Below are 21,434 nucleotides of genomic sequence, written 5' to 3'. Positions count from 1 at the left end.
ATCAGGACTATACGCTAAGTCACTTCCATCAAGCATGATCACAATCTCTCGTGGTATTTCCTCATCTTGAATTTGACTATCGAAAATACCTGAAATATCTTCACCTTTGGGTGAATATTCTCGTAATAAACCATTAGTATTTTCGTTTGTACCACGTTGCCATGGAGCATGTGGATCTGGAAAATACACTTTAGTGCCATTTAATTCTAGCGTTATTCGACTATGCTGGGAGAATTCTTTTCCTCTATCAGGTGTAACGGTTTTACATTTATCTTCTCCTACATTTCTTAGTAGATTGATCATACAATCAACCAATCATTAAATCAGCCTTTCATATTAACGGCTTTAGGGCCAATTTTATTTGTAGGTTATGGTTCAGTATAGCATGAAACCCCAAACAGCCAATAGGGTATGCTTTATGTGTTAATTGGTTAGTTACATTATTATTTTTAATCGGTTCATGTTTGCCGATGCTGGTTTCTAATTTATTTCAAAAGAAGATTCAAACTGCAGCAGAAAATTGGACAACTGCTAATGATAAATATGTTAGTCATATTAAAAATTTTCTGGCTGGTAGCACAACATTAAATTTATACAACAAGCGCGATAATGCGGTTAAGAAAAATCAAGTTTTGATCAATCAATTAGAAGATGCTTTGCGTAAAATGAACTTACTCAATCTAGATACTAGTTCTTGGATTAACTTGATTGCTAGTTTATTTACGTTCTTAACCCCATTCTTAGTGGGAATTTACATGGTGGTTAAGGGTCAAACTACTTTAGGTGCCTTATTTGCAATCGTTCAACTGTCAAATTCATTTCTTAATCCAATTTTGACTATTTTAGAAGATCGAAACAAATTATCAACAACTAAGAAAATTGTCGCTAAGGCAGAAAAATATATTGCCAAGGGCAAGGTTGAAAAGGCAAAATCTGATTATAATTTTGCAACTTTGCAAATAGAAGATCTAGCTCTCACTAGAAAGGGCAAGAAGTTAGCTAACCAAATTAATTTTACAATCAAAAAAGGACAAAAGGTCGCAGTTATTGGACCGTCTGGCGTAGGTAAATCAACGTTATTACAATTCCTATTAACCGGAAAGCATGGTCATGCCAAGGAAATATTGCTTAACGATAAAAAGCAAAAGCCAGGCTCGTTTACAGATTTATTCGCTTATGCTAGCCAGTCCCCAGTAATTTTTGCCGATACCTTGTGGTTTAATCTCACTTTAGGTGCAAATATTTCCCGGGAAAAGGTGAGCGAGGTGTGCCAAAAATTAGGCTTGGATCAAATTATTGCTGAAAAAGGCTGGGACTATTCCTTGGGTGATAATGCGGATCAATTGTCTGGGGGACAGCTAGCTAGAATCGAACTAGCACGGGCAATTTTGGCTGATAGGTCGGTTTTGCTACTAGATGAAATTAATGCATCCCTTGATAAGAACACATCAGATCAAATCCATGATTACTTGTTAAACTCAAACCTTACCTTTCTTGAAGTAATTCACCACTATGAACCAGCAGATTTGAAAAAGTATGATCAAGTAATCGAATTAAATTAAAGATAATAAAAAAATCCAGCCTTGACTGGATTTTTTTGCTTACATAAATTCTGTAGAATTCTGTTGCTTTTTAATAAAGTAATTCAAGATAAACGGCGAAATAACTGTAGTAACGATAATTACTAGGATCAGACTTGAATAAATATCCTCAGGGAAGAGATGGTGGTTAATTCCGATTTGCGCTACAATCAGTGCAACTTCACCACGTGATACCATTCCAGCACCGACGATATTGCCTTCATTCTTATTGAAGCCAAAGATTTCGCTGGAGTATTTTCCGGCCCAGAATTTTGATAAAATAGCTAAAACGGTCATAACGATAATGAACCAGATATCCTTGAAAAAGCTGGCAAAAGTCATTGAAAGACCGATATCAGCGAAGAAGACGGGGATGAAGACAGAGTAGCCGATTGCGGAAACAGAAGAGTGAACTTCTTTGTATTGTGGTGTTTGACGAATTGCTAAACCACCGAAAAATGCACCAACAACAGCTGAAAGACCAACAAAATCAGCGGCCCAAGCCATGGTTAAGGCTAAAACCAATGAACCGATAACGACGGAATAGTCAACGTCGATTTTTTCAGAAGCTTTCATAAAGTATGGCGCAACAAATTTAAAAATCAGCCAAACAACTACGAAGTAAACTACTTCAATCAAGATATTAAGCAAAAAGTTATTAGTTAAGCCGCTCTTGCCACCTTCATGACTGAATGTAGTGAATAGACTCAGAACAACCACGGCTAAGATATCGTCAACTACGGCAGCACCTAAAATGGCTGTGCCGGCACGGGTGTGCAGTTGGTGTGCTTCTTGCAGCACCACAACGGAGATAGAAACGCTAGTTGCTGCAAAGACAATCCCAATAAAGAGTGCTTCAAGAGGGCGCATGCCAAAGAAGTAACTGGCTAAGCCCATGAAAACAACGGGTAGGATAACGCCGACTGTGGCGACAGTAAAGCTTAGCTTGAAGTATTTTTTTAATAAATCTAGATCGCTCTCAAGCCCAGCTAAGAACATCAGCAGAATAACCCCGAACTCGGAGAATAGACTGATGATATCATTTGGCTTAACCCAATTTAAGATAGCTGGTCCCAGTAAAATTCCTGATAATAGTTGTCCAATAACTGCAGGCATATTGAAGCGGGCGAATAATTGCCCCAGCAAAACTGTAGTTAAGAGGATTAAGATAAGTTGTCCTAAAAAATGCATATTTTCCCCTTCTGTAAAAAAACAAAAAACTTTCAAGTGCTTCCTGACCCAAAGAAGCGAATCTTGAAAGTTTTTATTGTGATAAAAACCCAACCACTAAAAATTATTTAGTTGAGTATAATTTTAATAGTTTTTTAACTTAGATGCAAATAGATCTAATATTTAAATTTAGAATCAAAACGTTTATCGGGTAAATCGATGAAGTATTTGTGTCCACCAAGATTTCCTTTAGTTCGATTGTAAAGTTCAATTAAAATATGATAAGTCAATACGTAGCCAGTACAAATAAGTGCAAATAGTATGAAGTAAGCAAATAGGTTTAGACAGAGCAGCACAATGCTAAAGCTAGTCAAGATGATAGTTATAGCAGCTACTAAAATATAAAATCTTTTCCAATTGTTAAATGCAATATGCAGAATAACTAGGATATTTTCTGCAAGACGACTAGCAAAATAAAGACCACTAATGAAACAGATACCAATGCAAAAAGCGATAAAGCTCTGGTGTCTCAAATAGGCTAAAATAGCTGTATTGATTAATGCAAGTACTGTAGAAATAGTCATGGCAAGATAGACCATTTTATCTCGAGCATGGGTTATTAGTAATTCACGATCAAACATGATTCGATCTGCTACCCAATTATATTCATCGATAAAATAATAAAAATTAGCAATAAATCCTAATTCCGTAAAAAATAATAAAAAACCATGCATGATAAGAGAGAAAACTAGGATTAATACACCTAAAATACCTAGCCAGGGAAGGATGCTAGAAATTCGCCGTGAACGAATAAATTTTTTCGTATTGTTCATCAAATCATCCTTCCAATATAATTTATAATTATTTATTCATAATCTCATTTGTTGATCATGATTATACTATGATTTTGTTGAAATACAAGTAATGCATAAAAAAGCTCCAGAACCAAATCGATTCTGGAGCTTCTTCACATCTAGTCTATTTTTCTTCCAAACCAAATTGCTTATCACTTGGCTTAGTCTTAGCAAGTAAACCTAAGCTGATCGTAATCATGTCGACTACTTCTTGCAAAATAGCGCCCCAGAAGGCTGGGATAACACCAGTGAAGGCAATCAATTCAATGATAATAACGACACCAATTGCAGTTAAAACATCGATATTAGCAACCTTCATTGTGTGTTTAGAAATAGCGACTGCATCGTTAACTTTAGAAATATCGTTAACCATGATAACAGCATCGGCACTTTCACTGGCAGCAGTAGCACCTTTAGCCCCCATGGCAATACCAACATCTGCGGCAGTTAAACTAGGCGCGTCGTTAACACCATCACCAGTCATAACGACAGGACGAAGATCCTTAGGTACATCTTTGATAGCTTGAATTTTTTGTGATGGCAAAAGTTCTGAGCGAACATCAGTAATACCAGCTTCTTTAGCAACTTTTTCAGCAACTTGCTTGTGGTCACCGGTAAGCATCATGATGTCCTCGGCACCTTGACGACGAAGACGAGCGATAGTCTCAGGACTTTCAGGACGCATCTTGTCTTTCAAGGTAATATAACCTGCGAATTTACCGTTGATTGAAATGTAGACGGCAGTTGAAGTAACATCTAATTTTTCATCATCTGGAGCAACGAAAGATAATTTACCTACCTTAACGTGCTTGCCGTCAACATCGCCTTCGACCCCTTGAGCAGTCGTTTCTTTCAAGTTAGTAACTGCATGAATCCAATCCTTATTAGTAGCTTTAACTAAGGAACTGGCAATAACGTGGCTTGATTGTTGTTCAACACTAGCAGCTAAGCTTTGTAATTCTTTTTGATCAACTGAATCATCAGCAGCTACCACTTGGTCAACGATCAATTGGTTTTCAGTCAAGGTACCGGTTTTATCGAAGGCAAAAGTCTTAGCTTTGGCCAACTTTTCAAGTGTTGGACCTGACTTAACGATGATATGGTGAGCTGACATTGAGCTCATCCCTGATACCAAAGCAACAGGAGCAGCGATCAACAGTGGACATGGAGAAGCAACAACCATAACTTCCGCGAATCTTGTTGCATCCCCAGAAACGATCCAAGCAGCACCACCGATAATTAATGAAATGATAGTAAATGGAATGGCATACCGGTCAGCCATCTTAACGAACTTAGCAGGTTGAGCTTGTGAAGACTTAACTAACGCAACAATAGACTGATATTCTGAGTCCTTAGCAGCCTTAGTTACCTTCATCTCTACCGCCACATCACCGTTCACTGAACCGGACATTAAGTCGTCGCCAGGGTTCTTGGTCACAGGAACTGATTCACCAGTTAATGAAGATTGGTCGAAGCTTGAAGTGCCCTTAACGATTTGACCATCGACAGGAACTTGTTGACCTGGCTTGATCAAAACAGTATTACCGACCTGCAGGTCATCAACCTTAACTTCGGTGATCTTCCCGTCAACTAACTTGTTGGCGATACGTGGCGTTTTATCAAGCAAGGCACGTAATTCCTTGTTGGCTTGACCAGTTGCGTAATCTTCCAGCGTTTCACCACCGGTCATCATTACCAAAATCATCCATTCAGCCCATACATCACCAATCAATATGGTAGAAACAACAGCGATAACAGCCAGGATGTCTACGCCGTAACGGCCTGTCTTCCAATCGTGGAAAATTTCCAATAGTAAAGAAATTGCCATCAAGATACCAATGATATCAATAATGATGGCATGAACTGGAAATTGAAGATTCCCGATTGAGAAGAGGCTCTTTGAATGCAATGCAAATTGGCTAATTAATCCAACTGCACCAGCAATCAAAACGACAATAAACTTCCATTGACGTTTTAAATTTTTCATAATTGCCCTCCCAAAAATACAAACATATCTGTCTACCGCTTAATTCTAACATTCTTTATTGGTCTGGACACATTTTTGCTCAATAAATGTTGGAGTTAAAAAAAGCAGCCTTAAAGGCTGCTTGGAGGTTATTTTATTCGTTTTGTTTCGTAGTGTTTGTCATAAGTGTGAACTACATAGTTAAATGCCTTAATCCATTCGCGTCTAGTAAGTAGTCCCTGAAACACGCCGCGATCATCAACAACGGGCAAGAAAGCATTATTGATTAACAGATGCAGTTGCGTTTCTAGGGTAGTTTCAATGAAGTTTATTTTATCAAACTTAGTTTGCATTACATCTTCGACCTTTAATTTATCCAAAGGGGCAGTGGAGATCTCATCAGTCGTCAGCATCTTGTCCGTAATCATTGCCAAACTAAGCAGGCCAACGACTCGTTTTTCTTTGTCTAAAACTGGAATTTTTGAATATTTAACCTTAGTCAAAATCAAAAAGGCATGATAAAGAGGATTGTCTGCTTGGACAAAGGCAATTCGGCTAGCAGGGATTAAAAATGAACCAGATTTTTCTTCTATTAAATGTTTGATTGATGGTGAAAACATAGCGGCACCTCATTTCTACCTTAATTATACAGAAAAAAGTGCTGAAAAAGGAAAAGGCCCGCAAGTTTTTGCGGACCTTATTAGTTTCATCTACTTTGGAGGAGTAAGAATGAATGAAATAAAAAAGTGGGAGTATTGTAGCAAGTTTCTACCACCTTGCTACGATTTATATAATACTGGGTAAATGTGAAGTAAAAATGTTCAAATTATTATGAAAAGGTAAAGATTTACTTGAGAAGAAATTAAGACATAAGAAAAGCTCACGCAACGCACGTGAGCCGAAAGGGATAGATATGAAATTGACTAATTGGAGTAAGTCAATTCTTTTTATTTTCATTATTTACTTGGAGGAGTATGAATGAAAAACAAAAAAGTTGAGTTGTAGTAGAGGAATTGTTCTCCCTCACTACACTTAATAGTATAACCTTAATTTGTGAAAAAAGTGTGACGAATGTGCTTTATTTGCAAAAAAATTATCTTTTTAGTAAAAATTGCTTATAGCAAAGGGCTAAAAGCAAAAAAATAATTATTTTTCGCTATAATTAGGTGCATAGCAAAACAAAAATGAGAAAGGAGTAATCTTTTGAAGAAGTTTGGTAAAAGAATCTTGCGCTTCTTTTTAGTGCTTCTTCTTTTAGCAGGAGTTGGAACAGGAGGCTATTTCGGTTACCAATGGTGGCAGAAGCAGGAGATGATTCGGCAACGGCCAAAGGAAAAACTTGCTAAAGATGGGACAAATACTAGTCCTGCTTGGCATAATTTCTCTAATTATCAAAAGGCATTGCGTGAAAAATATTCCTTTATTAATAAGGTATCTAACTACGTTCCACCACGCACGTGGGATGGAAAAGACTTTGTTTTACCAGGACTGCTGGCGACCAAAAGCTATGATTTTAAAACTAAAAAGGTAAATACAGCTACTGCGATGACACCGCAAGGGATTACTATAGCTGGTAAGTATATTTTGTTAACCGCCTATGATGGGGAACACGAACATGCTTCAGTCGTCTATGTTTTGGACAAAAAGACTGGTAAATATCTCAAGACAATTCAAGTAGCAGGGCGGCCGCACTTAGGTGGCATTGCTTATGATCCGGTTGCTAAAAATATTTGGGTAACTGGATCAATGGGAAGGTCATCGGCGCTAGCTGCTTTTTCGATGGCGGAATTAAAGTCTTACAAAGCCGGTAGCCAAATACCGATTAAATATAAGTATCAAATTGCGATTCCAGCGGTTGAAAAAGCCTCAACTGTAACCTATTATGATGGTCAACTGTTCGTAGGCTTCTTTAACATGTATGGTCGCGGCAAGGTTGCAGCTTATACAATTGCACGTAGCGGTAAAAATCGCGGCTCGATTACTAATAATGAAGTTAAATCCGTTACAGGAACGCTACGCTGGTCCGATCCAACTGGTGAAACGTCAATGGATAAGCAAATTCAGGGGATTGCTATTTATCAAAATAAGATCTTTTTGAGTCAATCTTATGGTAGTGGTGATTCAAAGCTTTATGTTTTTCCCACCTCAGCTTTGAATGCTCTGGACGAAAAAAATGCGGAGTTGGTGATTACCATGCCACCGTATTTAGAACAAATTACTGCTTATAAAGGTCAACTGCTTTGTGTATTTGAATCTGGGTCAAAGATCTATGCTAGACCAGAGATCGTCGTTATGGACCGTATTTTATCGATGAATATAAATGCATTGTTTGGTAACTAATCAAGAAAGGAACAAATAAAGAAAAATGAAGATTGACTACCGGAAAAGAGAGATTTTTCTTTTACGTTTTTCAGGCTGGTTTTGCTTATTTCCAGCAACAACGTATTTGTATTTGTGGCAAAGCACGCATTTAGTCTTTTGTTTAGGCGAAGTAGTTATCATTGCATTATTTGCGGCATTTTTGTTGGCAACCGCGAAAAGTGAGATGTGGGCTAAACCACAAAATGTAATGCGTTTGATGATTTTTGCATTAATTTTTGTGGCAATTATTATCTTTATTCCATTATTTTTTGCTTATCGGGATTGCAAGAGACAACAGTAAAGAAAACGCATTCGCAATTTGAAACAAATAACTGAAGATTTAAGAAAAAGTTTAAATTTGTTAAAATATAAGCTGTTAGTGCATTTGTTGCCACTATTTGTAGTAATATAGGGCAAAAGCAAAAGTAAGATTACCTAAGGGAGAAAAAATGAATAAAAAGACGAAGGTTGATTCTCGAGGCAAACGTATTGGTATGTTTGTTTTGAAAACAATTGTTTATTTTGGAATCCTGATGGCTCTTATCTATTTATATGAATATAGTGGACTAACATCTGTTCACTTCATTTATAATGAATTTTAAGGTAGGTGCTATCACATGATTCAAGATGTTATTAAGAAAATTGATGAGATCGCCGCAAACGAACCAGATCGTGTTGTTTACGACTATCTCGGTGAAACTAATACATATGGTGACCTTAAAAAGCGTTCAAATGCGTGGGCACATAAAATTGCTAGCTTAGATATTCCAGAGCATGCTCCAATTATGATTTGGGGCGGACAAACTTTTGAAATGATTGCTAGTTTTCTTGGTTGTGTTAAGTCAGGTCACGCTTATATTCCAATTGCTAGCTATTCTAATGCAGAACGTTTAACGATGATTCAAGACGTTTCTAAGTCACCACTAGTTTTGGAAATTGATCCGTTACCAGAAGTTGATTTAACTGATGTTAAGGTTCTTAAGGCTAGCGAAGTTGAAGACGGCAATTTTGAAGTTGACGAGAAGAACTTCGTTGAAGGTGATGACAACTACTACATTATCTTTACATCAGGTACCACTGGTAAGCCTAAGGGTGTACAAATTAGTCACGACAATTTGCTTAGTTTCGTTAACTGGGAGTTGTCAGACTTTAATTTGCCAGAACATCCAAGTTTCTTGGCACAAGCACCTTACTCATTTGATTTGTCAGTAATGAGTCTTTATCCAGCACTTGTTTCTGCTGGTAAGTTGGTAGTTTTGCCTCATGATGTTACTCAAAACTTTGGTAAATTATTCCAAACTTTGCCAAAGATGCAGTTCAATGTTTGGGTATCAACTCCGTCATTTGCACAGATGTGCTTCTTGGACAAGACTTTTGATGCAGAACACCATCCAGACTTAAGTCATTTCTTGTTTTGTGGTGAAGAATTGCCACACAGTGAAGCTGAGATGCTTAAGAAGAAGTTCCCAGATAGTCATATTTTCAACACCTATGGTCCAACTGAAACAACAGTTGCTGTTACTCAAGTTGAAATTACTGATGAAGTTCTTAAAAAGTATGACCGTTTGCCAATCGGTAAGGTTAAAGAAGACACTAAGATTACAATTGATACTTCTAAGGGTGATAAGCCTGGCGAAGGTGAAATTATCATTAGTGGTCCTAGTGTTTCTAAAGGATATATGAACAATCCTGAAAAGACTGAAGCTGCCTTTTTCCATGAAGATGGTGCTGAGTATCGTAGCTACCGGAGTGGGGATGCTGGTTTCTTTGATGGCGATATGCTATTTTACCGCGGTCGAATTGACTTCCAGATTAAGTTTAACGGCTATAGAATCGAACTTGAGGAAATTAATTTCTACTTAACAAAGAACAAGTTGGTTCGTTATGGCGTTGCGGCTCCTAAGTACAATAAGGATCATACCGTTAAGCAGATCGTTGCCGAAATCGAATTAAAAGAAGGCGTTCGTCGTCAATACTCTGATGCCACTTTAACCAAGATGATTCGTGAGGATCTAGCTAAGAACGTCATGCCTTACATGATTCCACAACGTTATGTCTACCAAGATGCGTTACCAATTTCGCAAAACGGCAAGGTAGATATTAAGGCGGTAATTAAGGAGGTTAATAAGTAGTGAATTTTAATTTCATTAACTTACAGCCTTATTCCAACCCGCAATACTTTGTCTATTTGATGATCGCTTTAATTCCGATTATCGTTGGGCTTTATTACGGTCATCGACTCAAGACATATGAAGCAATTTTTTCAATTGTTTTCTTGTTCTTGATTTTTGATGGTGATCACTGGGAGCAAGGGGTTAACCTGTTAATCTGGTTGGTTTACGAATTTGCCTTAACCTTTGCTTATCAGTATTATCGTCACCACGGTAAAAATAAGACTTGGATCTTTAGTTTGGCTGTGATTTTGGCAATTATTCCATTAGCCGCAGTTAAATATTTGACCGCTTTTCCTGATAACTCAATTGGCTTTGTCATTGGTTTCTTGGGAATCTCATACGTAACCTTTAAGACAGTACAAGTTATTATGGAAATGCGTGATGGGGCAATTAAGAAGGTAGATCCGATTACTTATGCAAGGTTCTTACTCTTCTTCCCAACTATTTCTTCAGGTCCTATTGACCGTTACCGTAGATTTAAAAAAGATTATGATAAGGTACCTACACGTGATGCATATATTACTGATCTGCAATATGCGGTTAGATACTTGTTCCAAGGCTTTTTATATAAATTTATTATTGGTTGGTTCTTCGGTACTTATTGGCTACCAAAAATCAGTGTCGCTGCTTTAGCCGTGGGTAATGCAAACGGTGGTTTGAAGCTTTCATGGTGGGTACTTGCTTACATGTATTGTTACAGCATGTACTTGTTCTTTGACTTTGCAGGTTATTCATTATTTGCCGTATCAATTTCATACTTCATGGGTATTCATACCCCAATGAACTTCAATAAGCCATTTATTTCTAAGAACATTAAAGATTTCTGGAATCGTTGGCATATGACTTTGTCATTCTGGTTCCGTGACTACATCTATATGCGATTCTCTTTCTTTGCAATGAAGAAAAAATTGTTTAAGAATCGAATTAGATTGTCACAAGTTTCTTACTTCCTGTTGTTCTTAATCCAGGGTTTCTGGCACGGCTTAACGTGGTATTATATTGTTTATGGTATCTTCCACGCTTCAGCTATTTGTATCAACGATATGTGGCTTAGATTTAAGGGAAAGCATAAGAAGCAAATTCCATCTAACAAGTTTACTGAATGGTTCGCCATTTTCTTAACCTTTAACGTAGTTTGCTTCAGTTTCTTGATTTTCTCAGGATTTCTTAGTCAACTATGGTTCGGTTGGAAGTAGAATAAGTATTGAGTTGTTTTTTGAGAGGTATTAATTATGGATACAAAACAAGGCGTATTAGATATTTTAAATGACTTAACTGGTGAAGATTTATCAGACCAAATGGATGAAAACATCTTTGACAATGGTTTGATGGACTCAATGGCAAGTGTACAAATGCTTTTGAACTTGCAAGAAAAGTTTGATATTGATGTTCCTGTTTCAGAATTTAACCGTGAAGAATGGGACACTCCAAACAAGATTGTGGCAAAGGTGGAAAGCTTAGAAAATGAGTAATAAACGCCGGCTGTGGCAAATCTTTGGCCCAGTTCTTTGCGCTTTTATCCTTTTGTTAGTTGTTTTCCTTATTCCTTGGGAAAGAACTTTTTCTAAGCAAACGATTTACGAGGCTGCAGCTTCACAAAACACAACTGTCTTCAAGGGCAGCACAATGAAGCAGGAAGCTTTTGAAGATGGCTACGTGCCATTCTATGGTTCAAGTGAGTTGTCAAGATTCGACCCACTTCACCCTAGTGTAATTGCGGAAAAGTATCATAGAAACTACCGTCCATTCTTATTAGGTGGACCGGGTAGTCAATCTTTGGCTCAGTTCTTGGGGATGCAAGGAACAGCTAAGCAGCTTAGAAACAAGAAGGCTGTTGTGATCATTTCACCACAATGGTTTACTAAGCGGGGTCAAGATCCTAATGCCTTTGCATTGTATTATTCACCATTGCAAGCATGTAATTTCTTGCTCAGTGCGAAAAATAATAAAACTGATCGTTATGCAGCTAAACGTCTGTTGGAAATGCCAGATGTAAAAGGTGAAATCAAGAATAGTCTGAAGCAAATTGCTCAAGGCAAGAAGTTGACTAGCTTCCAAAAATTTTATTTACAAAACCGTCGTCGAATGTTGCGTAACGAAGATAATTTCTTCAGCTCATTCCAACTACGTGACCGTGTAAATAAGATCCAAAAGAAGGCTAAAGTATTACCTGGGGCATATTCCGTAGCTGCTTTAAATAAAGTAGCTGAGGAACAAGCTGCAGCACATACTACTTCAAATAACTTGGGAATTGACAACACCTTCTATCGGACCCGTTTGCCAAAGAAGGTCTTAAAGCGTTTGAAGGGTAGTCAACGCAACTTTGACTATGTACACTCAGTTGAATATGGTGACTTCCAATTGATGTTGGAACAATTCGCTAAGCAACATACCAATGTTTTGTTCATTATTCCACCAATTAATGGTAAGTGGATGAAGTACACTGGTTTGTCCAACAAGATGTACCAAGAATCAGTTGCCAAGATGGAACACCAGTTAACCAGTCAAGGCTTTGAAAATATTGCAGATCTTTCAAGACGAGGCAATGAAAAGTACTTTATGCAAGATACTATTCACCTAGGCTGGAAAGGCTGGGTTGCAGTTGATCAAGCTGTTCGTCCATTCATGAAGGAACCTAATAAGCGTTATGACTATGATATGTCTAACTACTTCTACTCCAAGAAGTGGCAAAACAAGGATAACGTTAAGCGAGTTGATTTAAGCAATAAAGACCGTTTAAAAGCGGAATAGTGCGCCAGGCTATTGACCATGTGGGCGTTAAAGGCTCAGTTTTAGTAATAAATCATGGCAAAGTTTTGCTTAATTATGCGACGGACAATAAACCTGACACTAGCTATTTGATCAATTCAGTTCAAAAGTCAATGACAGCTGCAATGGTGATGCATGAGGTAGAGAAAGGAAAGTTGAAGCTTAGCGATAAACTTTCAAAATTCTACCCAAATGTAGATGGTGCTAGTTCAGTCAAGATTAGCAACTTAATTGATATGACATCAGGGCTGGATTTGAAAGCTGGTCAACAATTAGGTACGCCTGAGTTTATCTCTGATGAAGAGAATATCAAGCATGATGCACAATATACTGTGTTTGATGCTAGCAAATTAGGTAAGTGGCACTATACTTCAGTAAACTATATTTTCCTTTGTGGAATCTTGTCCAAGCTTGAGAAAAAGTCATACGAGCAATTGTTCCATGACACATATATCAAGCCACTGAAGCTAACCCATAGTGAATTCTTGTGGTCAGACAAGGCTAAGTTATTGGCTAGTCATTGGGTACCAGGCTATGAAATGCGTGAGGGTGAATATGTCAAAGTGAACCATGCTAAAGCCGTTAAGGATGCTCACAATGAGCTGGGTGCTGGTTCAATCGTAATGTCTAACGCAGATTTAGCTAAGACCATGCAGTATATTCTTGCTGGTAAGATTTTGACTAACAAGAGTAGAAAAGTTCTGTTCAAGGGTCAGGCTCCTAGCTATTACAATGGTGGACTTTATAATTTAAAGCATTATAAAGCTGCTAATGGTGCTGGTGAAGGGTATTATACCTTTATGCGGGCAACTAAAGATGGCCAGAACATGATCATTTTGCAGGATAATCATACTGCTTCTGGTGAGTTTAAAAAGATTAAAAAGAAGATCAATCGTGCAATGACGATGATGCTTGAATTTTAGTAATGAAGAAGACGAGGTTTAGACCTCGTCTTTTTTATCCGTAAATTTTGGTATCCATTCCGCTAATTCAACCCGTCTTTTTGCTTGTTTTTTAGGTAGTTGAATGCTAAAATCTATCATGTACCGTCGCTATTAGTAGTCATTTTCTCCGGTAGCGAAAATGTTATCTTCTATATGTGGTCAGAGTGGCGGTCAACACTGTGTGAGCCTAGTTCCGATGTTGGTGGAATTAGGCTTTTTTGATGTGCTTTTAATTGATTCTGCCCTGATTTTAGGCGACAATACTCATGATTAGAAAAGTGAGGAGGAGAGAAAATGGCTACTACAAGAAAAGAATTAAAAGAACAAGCTAGAGACCAGTTACGTGGTAACTGGGGCTGGGCAGTTTTGCTGTCATTTGTTGGCTGGCTAATCGTTTATATTTTGACCGATATCGAAAACTTTTTTGAAAAGGGCGAAGATATCGTGTACGGTATTGTCCGCCGCTTCGGTAACAATGCTGAATTGATGTACCTAGATAAAGTAAGAGTTAATCCTTTTGCATGGCTGAGGTAGTTTCAGTTGCAATTGGCTTAATCACATGGGGCGTAATTTATACTATCTTGCATTTTAGAGATAATGGTACTAAGGAAAATGTTCTTTCAGGTATCTTTAGTCCATTTACCAGAAACTTTAAGAGTAACTTTTTAACTTATATTTTGTATGAAATTTTTCTTATTTTGTGGACTTGGTTACTGATTATTCCAGGGCTGATCAAGGCTTATTCATATGCAATGACACCATATATCTTGCGTGACATGCTAGATAGTGGTCATGAGCCAACTGCTACGGAAGCCATCAGTGCTAGTCGTAAGTTGATGGACGGCCATAAGATGGACTTGTTTATTTTTGATTTAAGTTTCATCGGCTGGTGGCTACTTGGTATTATTTCCTGCGGGATCGGTTTATTGTGGGTTAACCCATATTACCGTCAAGCTAAGGCGAACTTCTACCGTAACTTAGCTGGTGAACAATTCGCCAAGTAAAAAATTGGATAAAATAAAATGCATCAGGTAATTTCTACCTGGTGCATTTTTTGATGACTTATTTTGCCTTTTTAGTAAAGGTTAGCTGATCTAATGTATTGATTCTTGGCAATCTTGTAGTATTTCTTACCATTGATAGTTTTCTTCTTGCCATGGGTAGTGATAGAAGTGCCCTTCTTAATAGTCTTGCCTGTACGGTGACCAGCCTTGTTGTATACATGAGCCTTCTTCTTTAATACGCGAGCCTTCTTAGGTGCTTGAGAAACAGCGCTACCTGATGAAGTAAGAGGTAAAACGTTAATGTTACCGTCAACGTTAAGACCACGCCAGTTGTCAGTAAATTGCCAAATTGAAACACCCTTCATTGATGGGAAGTAGTCAAAGTTAGGATTGTCTACTCGACCTGAAACAGCGTATGCAGCAACCCATAATGAGTTAGGGAATTTGTTAACAACAGAGTTAGTGTTAATGTTGTTTCTTAAAACTGATGAACTAGCGTAAAGAAGTGGCTTGTAACCAGCAGCTTTAACCTTGCTCATGAAGGCATTAATTGCATTAGCAGTAGGATTCTTACCACCATAGATATTGTTGCCGTCACCTGACTCATAGTCACATGCAAGGTATGAGCCAGCACCAAGACCAACAGCCTTAGCTGATGCGATTGCGTAGTTGGCTTCATTTTTAGCAGCAGCGCTATTAGCAGAAAATGTAGCAAAGTGGTAGCCCATTGGCATCATATTCTTAGCGCGGGCACTAGCGATTTGAGCACTAGCCTTAGGATTTCTGTAGCTGGTACCTTCACTTACTTTAACAACAGCAAACTTAGCACCGCTTTTAGCGTGAGCTGAAAGATCAGCACTTTGGTAACTAGCAACATCGATTCCGAGTGAGCGAGCAGCAACTGAAGTGGTAGAAGCTTGGACATGTGCTTGTGGTTGCACGATTGCAGCTGCGGCAACGCCAGTAGTTGAAAGCATAGCAACATAAGCTAATTTAGTGATAATCTTTTTCTTGAATGACAACTTAATTCCCCCGATGAATATTCTTAATACATTATTATTTTTGTCTAATTATGACCTTTAACAGAAACATTTTAAGGATAATAATTAAAGAAGGTTAGGTCAAGGGGTCTAACGTAAAATTAAAGGCTGGGTAACAATATAGTAAATAATGTAACTGATTTGTATTATTAGAGCTGAAAAATTTGTTAAAAAAGGGTAACTAGTTGGTACATATTTCCCACAAAGTTATAAAATCCACGTATAATAAGAAGGCACAATGAGAAACTAACGTAGATTTGAGGCTATTCTATTGAATAAAAAAATCCTATCCGGTTCATTTTGGCTATCGTTTGGTAGCATTGTATCTAGAATTCTCGGGGTTGTTTATTTGATTCCCTGGCTAATTATGCTGGGAAGCTACCACAACCAATTAAACGCACAGGCGCTGTTCAATTCGTCATATACGCCGTATGCGCTGTTTTTATCAATTGGGACGGCAGGACTTCCTTCAGTTATTGCCCGGGAAGTATCGCAATTAAATTCGCAAAATAGATATAAAGACAGTTTGTACATTACCAAATTAGGCTTCGCTATTATGCTGGTCATGGGAATAGCGTGTGGTATTTTGCTTTATGTGACGGCACCAATGATTGCCAAAAATAGTCCAGTGGATTCAGTGGCTAGTGCAACAATTTCTATTCGAGTATTAGTGCCAGCCGTAGTAATTCTGCCATCAATGAGTATGGTTCGAGGCTGGTTTCAGGGAAATAATGATATGAAGCCATATGGGATTTCCCAATTATGGGAACAATTTGCTCGAATTTTGTTTATTTTGCTGGCTACTTTGTTGATTATTGAAGTCTTCCATCATGATTACGTAACGGCGGTTTATTTCAGTGTGTTTGGCGCCTGTGTTGGTGCTATAGCTAGTTACCTGTATCTTTTTGCATATATGCGCAAGCAGTGGGGACATTACCGAGAATTAATTGAAAATAGCGAGCCCAGAGCACTTAATAATGTTTCTCGTAGTTTGCTTAACTTATGGTATGCCTCAATTCCGTTTGTTTTGCTGGGATCGTTCATTACTGTTACGCAATTAGTTGATCAACTTTTGTTTAAACAAATCCTGATTAGCTTCAGTCATATGAGTAAAAGCTATGTTAGTTACTTGTACACAATTTTCTCGGCTAATCCAAGCAAGATTACCACGGTGATTATTTCACTTGCGACAGCCGTTTCTGAGACTAGTCTGCCGCTTTTAGCAGGGCTTAAGTATAAGGCTAATGATAGTCAAGAAAGCATTAGACAGCTGCTTTTAGAGAACTATAGACTACTATTATTTGTCTTGCTTCCGGTTGTTGCACTTGGTGCTTTTGCGGCTTCTCCAATTTATACGGTCTTGTTCTCACACGATAGTTTAGGTGCGTATTATTTGGTTGAAAATATTGTTCAAAGTTTGTTTGCTGGTTTGGTGATGAATTCATTAACACTGCTTTTAGCTTTGAACATGAACAAACTGGCTGTGATCTATATGGTTGAAGGTGTCTTAGTAAAAATAATTCTGCAAGTACCGATGACTATGTTCATGAATGCAGATGGTGCAATTCTTTCAACTGATATTTCGTTCTTACTGGTAATTTGGCTCAGTTATCACAAGCTTAATAAGACATATGGCGTTAAGATGGGGAGTTTGTTGCCGATCATTGTTTCAAACGAGATTTACATTATCCTGCTCTTTGTTTACCAAATTTTATTTGGCTATCGTTTCAACGACTTAGGCCGTGTTGGTAGTTTTGGTTATTTAGCAATCTTCGGTTTAGTCTTTTTAGGCATTTATGTTTTGCTGGCTAATTGGATGAAAACTTCGGAGACGATTTTTGGTAAAAAGATAGGTTATCGATATTATCGGTATAAGCATTTTGAGTAAAGAAATTATCAATTAGTTGTTTTTATAATAAATTATCTTGTAATGAATACTAAAAGCCACCTGCTGTCAAAACAGATGGCTTTTTCCATGATTAGTTATGTTCTAATAATTTCGATTAATATCACCCATGCTGGAACGCATTGCTTCATCAATATACTTAGAAGCTTCGTTATCAGCTTTATTCAGGGCGTCTTGAACATCTTTGTAGTTCATTTGATTAACAAGGTAGAATCTCAAGGCCTTGTTAACTAACTTATTGAAATCAACATTATTAATTTCATCATATTTTTCGATTAATTTATTAACATCACTGTTTAATTCAAAGTGCTTTCTTGGCATGTTTTTTCCACCCTTTTCTATAGTGATTATTATAGCATAACAGCGCTTAATCAATGGAGGACAAGGCATCTAGCATGTTGATTCGCTTGATCTTGTGATGGACAACAATTGCTAAAATAGCGGTGATAATAGCGGGAATTAGCGCAGAGAAGACGAAGTTCAACGGGTACATATTCGGATCGAACATCGCGACATCTGGTGGCAAACTAGTGATAATAAAGTGGTGTAGCCACCACCCAAAGCCAAAGCCTACGATAATTCCTAGTGCCGATAAGATGATTGTTTCGCGATAAATGTACATCGTTGTTTCATTATCGTAAAATCCTAGCACTTTGATAGTCGATAATTCGCGAATTCTTTCAGCGACATTGATATTAGTTAAGTTATAGATGACTACTAAGGCCAACATCCCTGAAATTAAAATTAGGATTAGAATGACTTCATTTAGACTACCAGTAAAACTGCTCAGCAATTCTCTATTTGATGAAGTTGAGACAACCGTTTCGATTGCGCCTGTTTTGATCATTTTTTGACTAATATGGCTGATATTTCCTGGGGAATGTTTGGCCATGGTTACTAAATAAGCATTAGTAGTAAATTTTTTGCCAGTTGCTTTGGCATATTCAGCTGGGCTCATAAAGATATAGTGACCGAGATACATTTCGCAGATTCCACTAACTTTGAACTTAAGTAGTTTCCCATGTTCATTTTTTAAGGAAATTGTTGAACCTTTATGAGCGTGCAAGATAGTAGCTAATTTTTCTGAAATGACTACACCATTATTTGACAAAACAAGTTTTTTCTTGCTTTGACGTTCTTGCAAATTGATAGATTTGCTAAAGCTTTTAGTTGATTGTGGCGCAATTAGCATTACATTTTCAGTTGCTCCAGTGCTATCAAGGTGTTTAGTCAATTGTTGATATTGTACAGCAGTAGTTTGCGTAACATCATGGCTGGTAAAAATTTTGTTTAATTTTTGTCGCTCAGTCGTGTTAACATGGCGATTCTTCAAAGCGATAACATCGTTTTTTTGTACTTCAGAATATTGAATATTGCCAATTCCTTGTAGCGAATCACGAATACCAAATCCCATTACTAGTAATCCAGTACAACCAGCAACGCCTAGGATGGTCATCAGCATTCTGCTCTTATAACGGAAAATATTGCGGGCTGTTACCTTAGCTGAAAAGCTCATGTGCTTCCATAAAAATGGAATATATTCTAGTAAAATACGTGAACCATTTTTAGGTGGTTTAGGTAAAAGTAAAGCTGAAGGCTGTTCACGCAGAGTTTGAGCTAAAGTAATCATTGAAACGACGGTTGTTGCAAGTAGTGCAATCGTCAATGAAATTAATAGTGGTCCCCAAGCAAAATTCAGCTGGTAATCAGTTCCTAAGGTTGAGCTAGCTAAATAGGCCTTGATGATTAAGTTAGGCAAAAAGGTGTAACCTAAGCTAGCCCCCAGAATAACACCTAAAATTGCAGCTGAGGTGCTATAGAGCAAGAACTTAATGGCAATTGCTCCATTACCATAGCCTAGTGCTTTTAGCGTACCAATATTAGTCCGTTCTTCTTCAACAAAACGCATCATTGTAGTTAAGCTGACCAAAGCCGCTACAGCAAACAAGAAAACAGGAAAGACATTAGCCAAAACTTCAACTCGTTCAGAATCTGCTCGATAAGAAGCATAACCCTGACTTTCTTCACGGCTGTTGATTACGTAGTTAGGATAAGCAATTTTAAGCTTGTTTTGTGGTACTTTAATTTGCGCCGGGTTAACTACGATGCCACGTTTAAGTAATTGTTTAGCTGTAGCTTGTCGATATTGCTTTTGATACATGGCCCGATATTTGTCATATTTGTCGGCTCGATTTTGGTTTAAAGCAGTTTGCAATTTGGTTTGATCGTTATAAACACGGTTGCGGTAAGCTATGCTAAAGGGACTTAAATTGGCGGTATTTTTGAAAATGATTCGGGCAATTTGATAAACTGGTGCGGCGAAGGCGTTATGATTAGCAACCGCAATTCCAGTTAAATGGCCACTGCCAATGTTGGTTTGACCGATTTGATTTTTATCTAAGAACTCACTAGCTTTGACGAAGCCAACAATCTTGTAAGTCTTATTTTTTAAAATGCCAGGTTTATTAAAAGTAATGTTTTGCCCCAAGCGATATTTTTTCTGCAATAAATATGACAGTGCAATCTCTGTTTTATTCTTAGGAAAATGACCTTTAATCAATTCATAACTTGAAAGATTATCTGATTGAGAAAAGATGCGGAGCGTATCAGGTTGATTTTTAATTTTAACATCTTGAAAATAGCCGAAGGTAGCTTCTTTTACTTCCGGTAAATTCTGAATAGTAAGGCGATCAGTTGAATTAATGCCATAGTTTGAAGTGACAGTGACATCAGCTAAGTTATGTTTGGCAAAAAAGTCTGCCCCTGTTGTTCGCATATCAGGACCAGCCATTTTTAAGCCTGTAAAAGCAAAAGTCCCCAGTGCAATTAATAGAATAATGGCGATATAACGGCCAAGTGAATGAATGATTGCTTGCCAAGCATCTTTCCATAGAATAGTTTTTTGCATGTCGCTCACCTACCATTCAATTGTACTGATGTCAGCGGGATGTAGATTATGCTGGACTTTTTGAATACTTCCATCGTGAATACGGATGACCTTATCAGCAATTGGGGCAATAGCGGCGTTATGAGTTACAATCAAGACCGTCGAGCCATTTTGCCGGCTCATATTTTGCAAAATTTTTAAAATTCGTTTGCCTGTTTTATAGTCAAGGGCACCGGTTGGTTCATCGCACAAAAGTAAGGCTGGCTTTTTAGCGATGGCTCGGGCAATTGCCACACGTTGCTGCTCACCGCCTGATAGTTGAGCGGGAAAATTGTTTTCTCGTCGCCCTAGGTCAACATACTGCAAGGCATCAGCGGCGCTCATCGCATCAGGGACAATTTGAGCAGCTAATTCAACGTTTTCTTTTGCTGTTAAGTTGGGAATCAAATTATAAAATTGAAAAACAAAGCCAACGTCGTTGCGCCGATAGGTAGTTAATTCTTTAGCGTTATATTTTGCAATATTTTTCCCGCTACAATTACATCGCCACTTGTATTTGGCTCCATTCCGCCTAAAATATTAAGCAAAGTAGATTTTCCAGCTCCTGATGAGCCGAGAATAATGACTAGTTCGCCTTTATCGATAGAAAAAGTAATGTTCTTATTGGCATAGATGGTTGTGTCACCAGATTGGTAAATTTTAGTATTATTTTTTAAGTTAATGTAAGCCATCATAATCAGCTTTCTAGTATAGATGTATAATTAATAATTGTTTTAATT

General features: G+C 37.7%; 16 protein-coding genes, 4 pseudogenes and 1 other annotated feature. Of the genes and pseudogenes, 11 read left to right on the top strand and 9 right to left on the bottom strand.

Annotated features, from left to right (window positions below):
• Nucleotides 1-66 precede the first annotated feature (66 nt).
• Nucleotides 67-315 (bottom strand): annotated as a pseudogene (locus tag CP352_RS04235) (IS30 family transposase); the annotation flags it as partial.
• Nucleotides 316-404: 89 nt separating this feature from the next.
• Here CP352_RS04235 and CP352_RS04230 point away from each other — a divergent pair.
• Nucleotides 405-1,562, top strand: a pseudogene (locus CP352_RS04230) (ATP-binding cassette domain-containing protein); the annotation flags it as partial.
• Nucleotides 1,563-1,601: 39 nt separating this feature from the next.
• Here the strand turns inward: CP352_RS04230 and CP352_RS04225 are convergent.
• The 4 genes from CP352_RS04225 to cbpB all read right to left on the bottom strand — a co-directional run bounded on the left by CP352_RS04225 (nucleotide 1,602) and on the right by cbpB (nucleotide 6,190).
• A complete protein-coding gene (locus CP352_RS04225) occupies nucleotides 1,602-2,771 on the bottom strand; it encodes a cation:proton antiporter (protein ID WP_013087058.1) in 1,170 nt (389 codons plus the stop codon).
• Between the two features lie 38 nt (nucleotides 2,772-2,809).
• Nucleotides 2,810-2,866, bottom strand: a sequence feature (sodium ion sensor (DUF1646 type); this cis-regulatory element may regulate processes involved in with the transportation of sodium ions).
• A gap of 60 nt (nucleotides 2,867-2,926) precedes the next feature.
• The gene (locus CP352_RS04215) at nucleotides 2,927-3,583 is read right to left on the bottom strand and encodes a hypothetical protein (protein ID WP_060461825.1); all 657 of its coding nucleotides are present in this window, start codon (nucleotides 3,581-3,583) and stop codon (nucleotides 2,927-2,929) included.
• A gap of 145 nt (nucleotides 3,584-3,728) precedes the next feature.
• The gene (locus CP352_RS04210) at nucleotides 3,729-5,591 is read right to left on the bottom strand and encodes a heavy metal translocating P-type ATPase (RefSeq protein WP_089145718.1); all 1,863 of its coding nucleotides are present in this window, start codon (nucleotides 5,589-5,591) and stop codon (nucleotides 3,729-3,731) included.
• 128 nt (nucleotides 5,592-5,719) lie between these two features.
• On the bottom strand, nucleotides 5,720-6,190 hold the full coding sequence (gene cbpB, locus CP352_RS04205; RefSeq protein ID WP_089145290.1) for a cyclic-di-AMP-binding protein CbpB: 471 nt from the start codon (nucleotides 6,188-6,190) through the stop codon (nucleotides 5,720-5,722).
• A 583-nt stretch (nucleotides 6,191-6,773) separates the two neighbouring features.
• Between cbpB and CP352_RS04195 the strand changes: the two genes are divergently transcribed.
• The 9 genes and pseudogenes from CP352_RS04195 (at nucleotide 6,774) to CP352_RS04155 (ending at nucleotide 14,822) form a co-directional block, all read left to right on the top strand.
• Nucleotides 6,774-7,910, top strand: a complete 1,137-nt coding sequence (locus tag CP352_RS04195) for a YncE family protein (protein WP_089143206.1) — start codon at nucleotides 6,774-6,776, stop codon at nucleotides 7,908-7,910.
• Nucleotides 7,911-7,935: 25 nt separating this feature from the next.
• Entirely contained in the window at nucleotides 7,936-8,232 is a 297-nt protein-coding gene (locus CP352_RS04190; protein WP_013087054.1) for a hypothetical protein, read from the top strand.
• A 148-nt stretch (nucleotides 8,233-8,380) separates the two neighbouring features.
• Nucleotides 8,381-8,533 carry a teichoic acid D-Ala incorporation-associated protein DltX gene (locus tag CP352_RS04185; protein WP_054832847.1) on the top strand — a complete coding sequence of 51 codons (153 nt, stop codon included), beginning with the start codon at nucleotides 8,381-8,383 and terminating at the stop codon, nucleotides 8,531-8,533.
• Between the two features lie 15 nt (nucleotides 8,534-8,548).
• Nucleotides 8,549-10,063, top strand: coding sequence for a D-alanine--poly(phosphoribitol) ligase subunit DltA (gene dltA / locus CP352_RS04180; protein WP_089145288.1), 1,515 nt, complete (start codon nucleotides 8,549-8,551; stop codon nucleotides 10,061-10,063).
• On the top strand, nucleotides 10,063-11,301 hold the full coding sequence (gene dltB / locus CP352_RS04175; protein ID WP_098034879.1) for a D-alanyl-lipoteichoic acid biosynthesis protein DltB: 1,239 nt from the start codon (nucleotides 10,063-10,065) through the stop codon (nucleotides 11,299-11,301). The genes dltA and dltB overlap by 1 nt, the downstream gene beginning before the upstream one ends.
• Nucleotides 11,302-11,337: 36 nt before the next feature.
• Nucleotides 11,338-11,577, top strand: a complete 240-nt coding sequence (dltC, locus tag CP352_RS04170; RefSeq protein WP_005719981.1) for a D-alanine--poly(phosphoribitol) ligase subunit DltC — start codon at nucleotides 11,338-11,340, stop codon at nucleotides 11,575-11,577.
• A complete protein-coding gene (gene dltD / locus CP352_RS04165) occupies nucleotides 11,570-12,856 on the top strand; it encodes a D-alanyl-lipoteichoic acid biosynthesis protein DltD (RefSeq protein WP_089145286.1) in 1,287 nt (428 codons plus the stop codon). The genes dltC and dltD overlap by 8 nt, the downstream gene beginning before the upstream one ends.
• Nucleotides 12,856-13,797 (top strand): serine hydrolase, encoded by a 942-nt coding sequence (locus CP352_RS04160; RefSeq protein WP_098034878.1) that lies wholly within the window; start codon nucleotides 12,856-12,858, stop codon nucleotides 13,795-13,797. Before dltD ends, CP352_RS04160 begins: the two co-directional genes overlap by 1 nt.
• Before the next feature lie 315 nt (nucleotides 13,798-14,112).
• Nucleotides 14,113-14,822, top strand: a pseudogene (locus CP352_RS04155) (DUF975 family protein).
• 71 nt (nucleotides 14,823-14,893) lie between these two features.
• Here CP352_RS04155 and CP352_RS04150 read toward each other — a convergent pair.
• Complete coding sequence (locus CP352_RS04150; RefSeq protein WP_005719986.1) at nucleotides 14,894-15,844, bottom strand: GH25 family lysozyme; 951 nt, start codon at nucleotides 15,842-15,844, stop codon at nucleotides 14,894-14,896.
• A 289-nt stretch (nucleotides 15,845-16,133) separates the two neighbouring features.
• On the opposite strand from CP352_RS04150, the gene CP352_RS04145 reads away from it, so the two are divergent.
• A complete protein-coding gene (locus CP352_RS04145) occupies nucleotides 16,134-17,750 on the top strand; it encodes a polysaccharide biosynthesis protein (protein WP_089143213.1) in 1,617 nt (538 codons plus the stop codon).
• Nucleotides 17,751-17,852: 102 nt separating this feature from the next.
• Here CP352_RS04145 and CP352_RS04140 read toward each other — a convergent pair whose 3' ends face one another.
• The 3 genes and pseudogenes from CP352_RS04140 to CP352_RS04130 form a co-directional block, all read right to left on the bottom strand.
• Nucleotides 17,853-18,089, bottom strand: coding sequence for a hypothetical protein (locus tag CP352_RS04140; protein WP_005721863.1), 237 nt, complete (start codon nucleotides 18,087-18,089; stop codon nucleotides 17,853-17,855).
• 46 nt (nucleotides 18,090-18,135) lie between these two features.
• On the bottom strand, nucleotides 18,136-20,676 hold the full coding sequence (locus tag CP352_RS04135; protein ID WP_180706819.1) for an ABC transporter permease: 2,541 nt from the start codon (nucleotides 20,674-20,676) through the stop codon (nucleotides 18,136-18,138).
• Between the two features lie 9 nt (nucleotides 20,677-20,685).
• A pseudogene (locus CP352_RS04130) lies at nucleotides 20,686-21,386 on the bottom strand (ABC transporter ATP-binding protein).
• Nucleotides 21,387-21,434: the final 48 nt, after the last annotated feature.

The organism is Lactobacillus sp. UMNPBX1, assembly GCF_002554085.1.
Taxonomy (GTDB): domain Bacteria; phylum Bacillota; class Bacilli; order Lactobacillales; family Lactobacillaceae; genus Lactobacillus; species Lactobacillus crispatus.
This window is presented reverse-complemented; position numbering and strand designations above follow the sequence as displayed.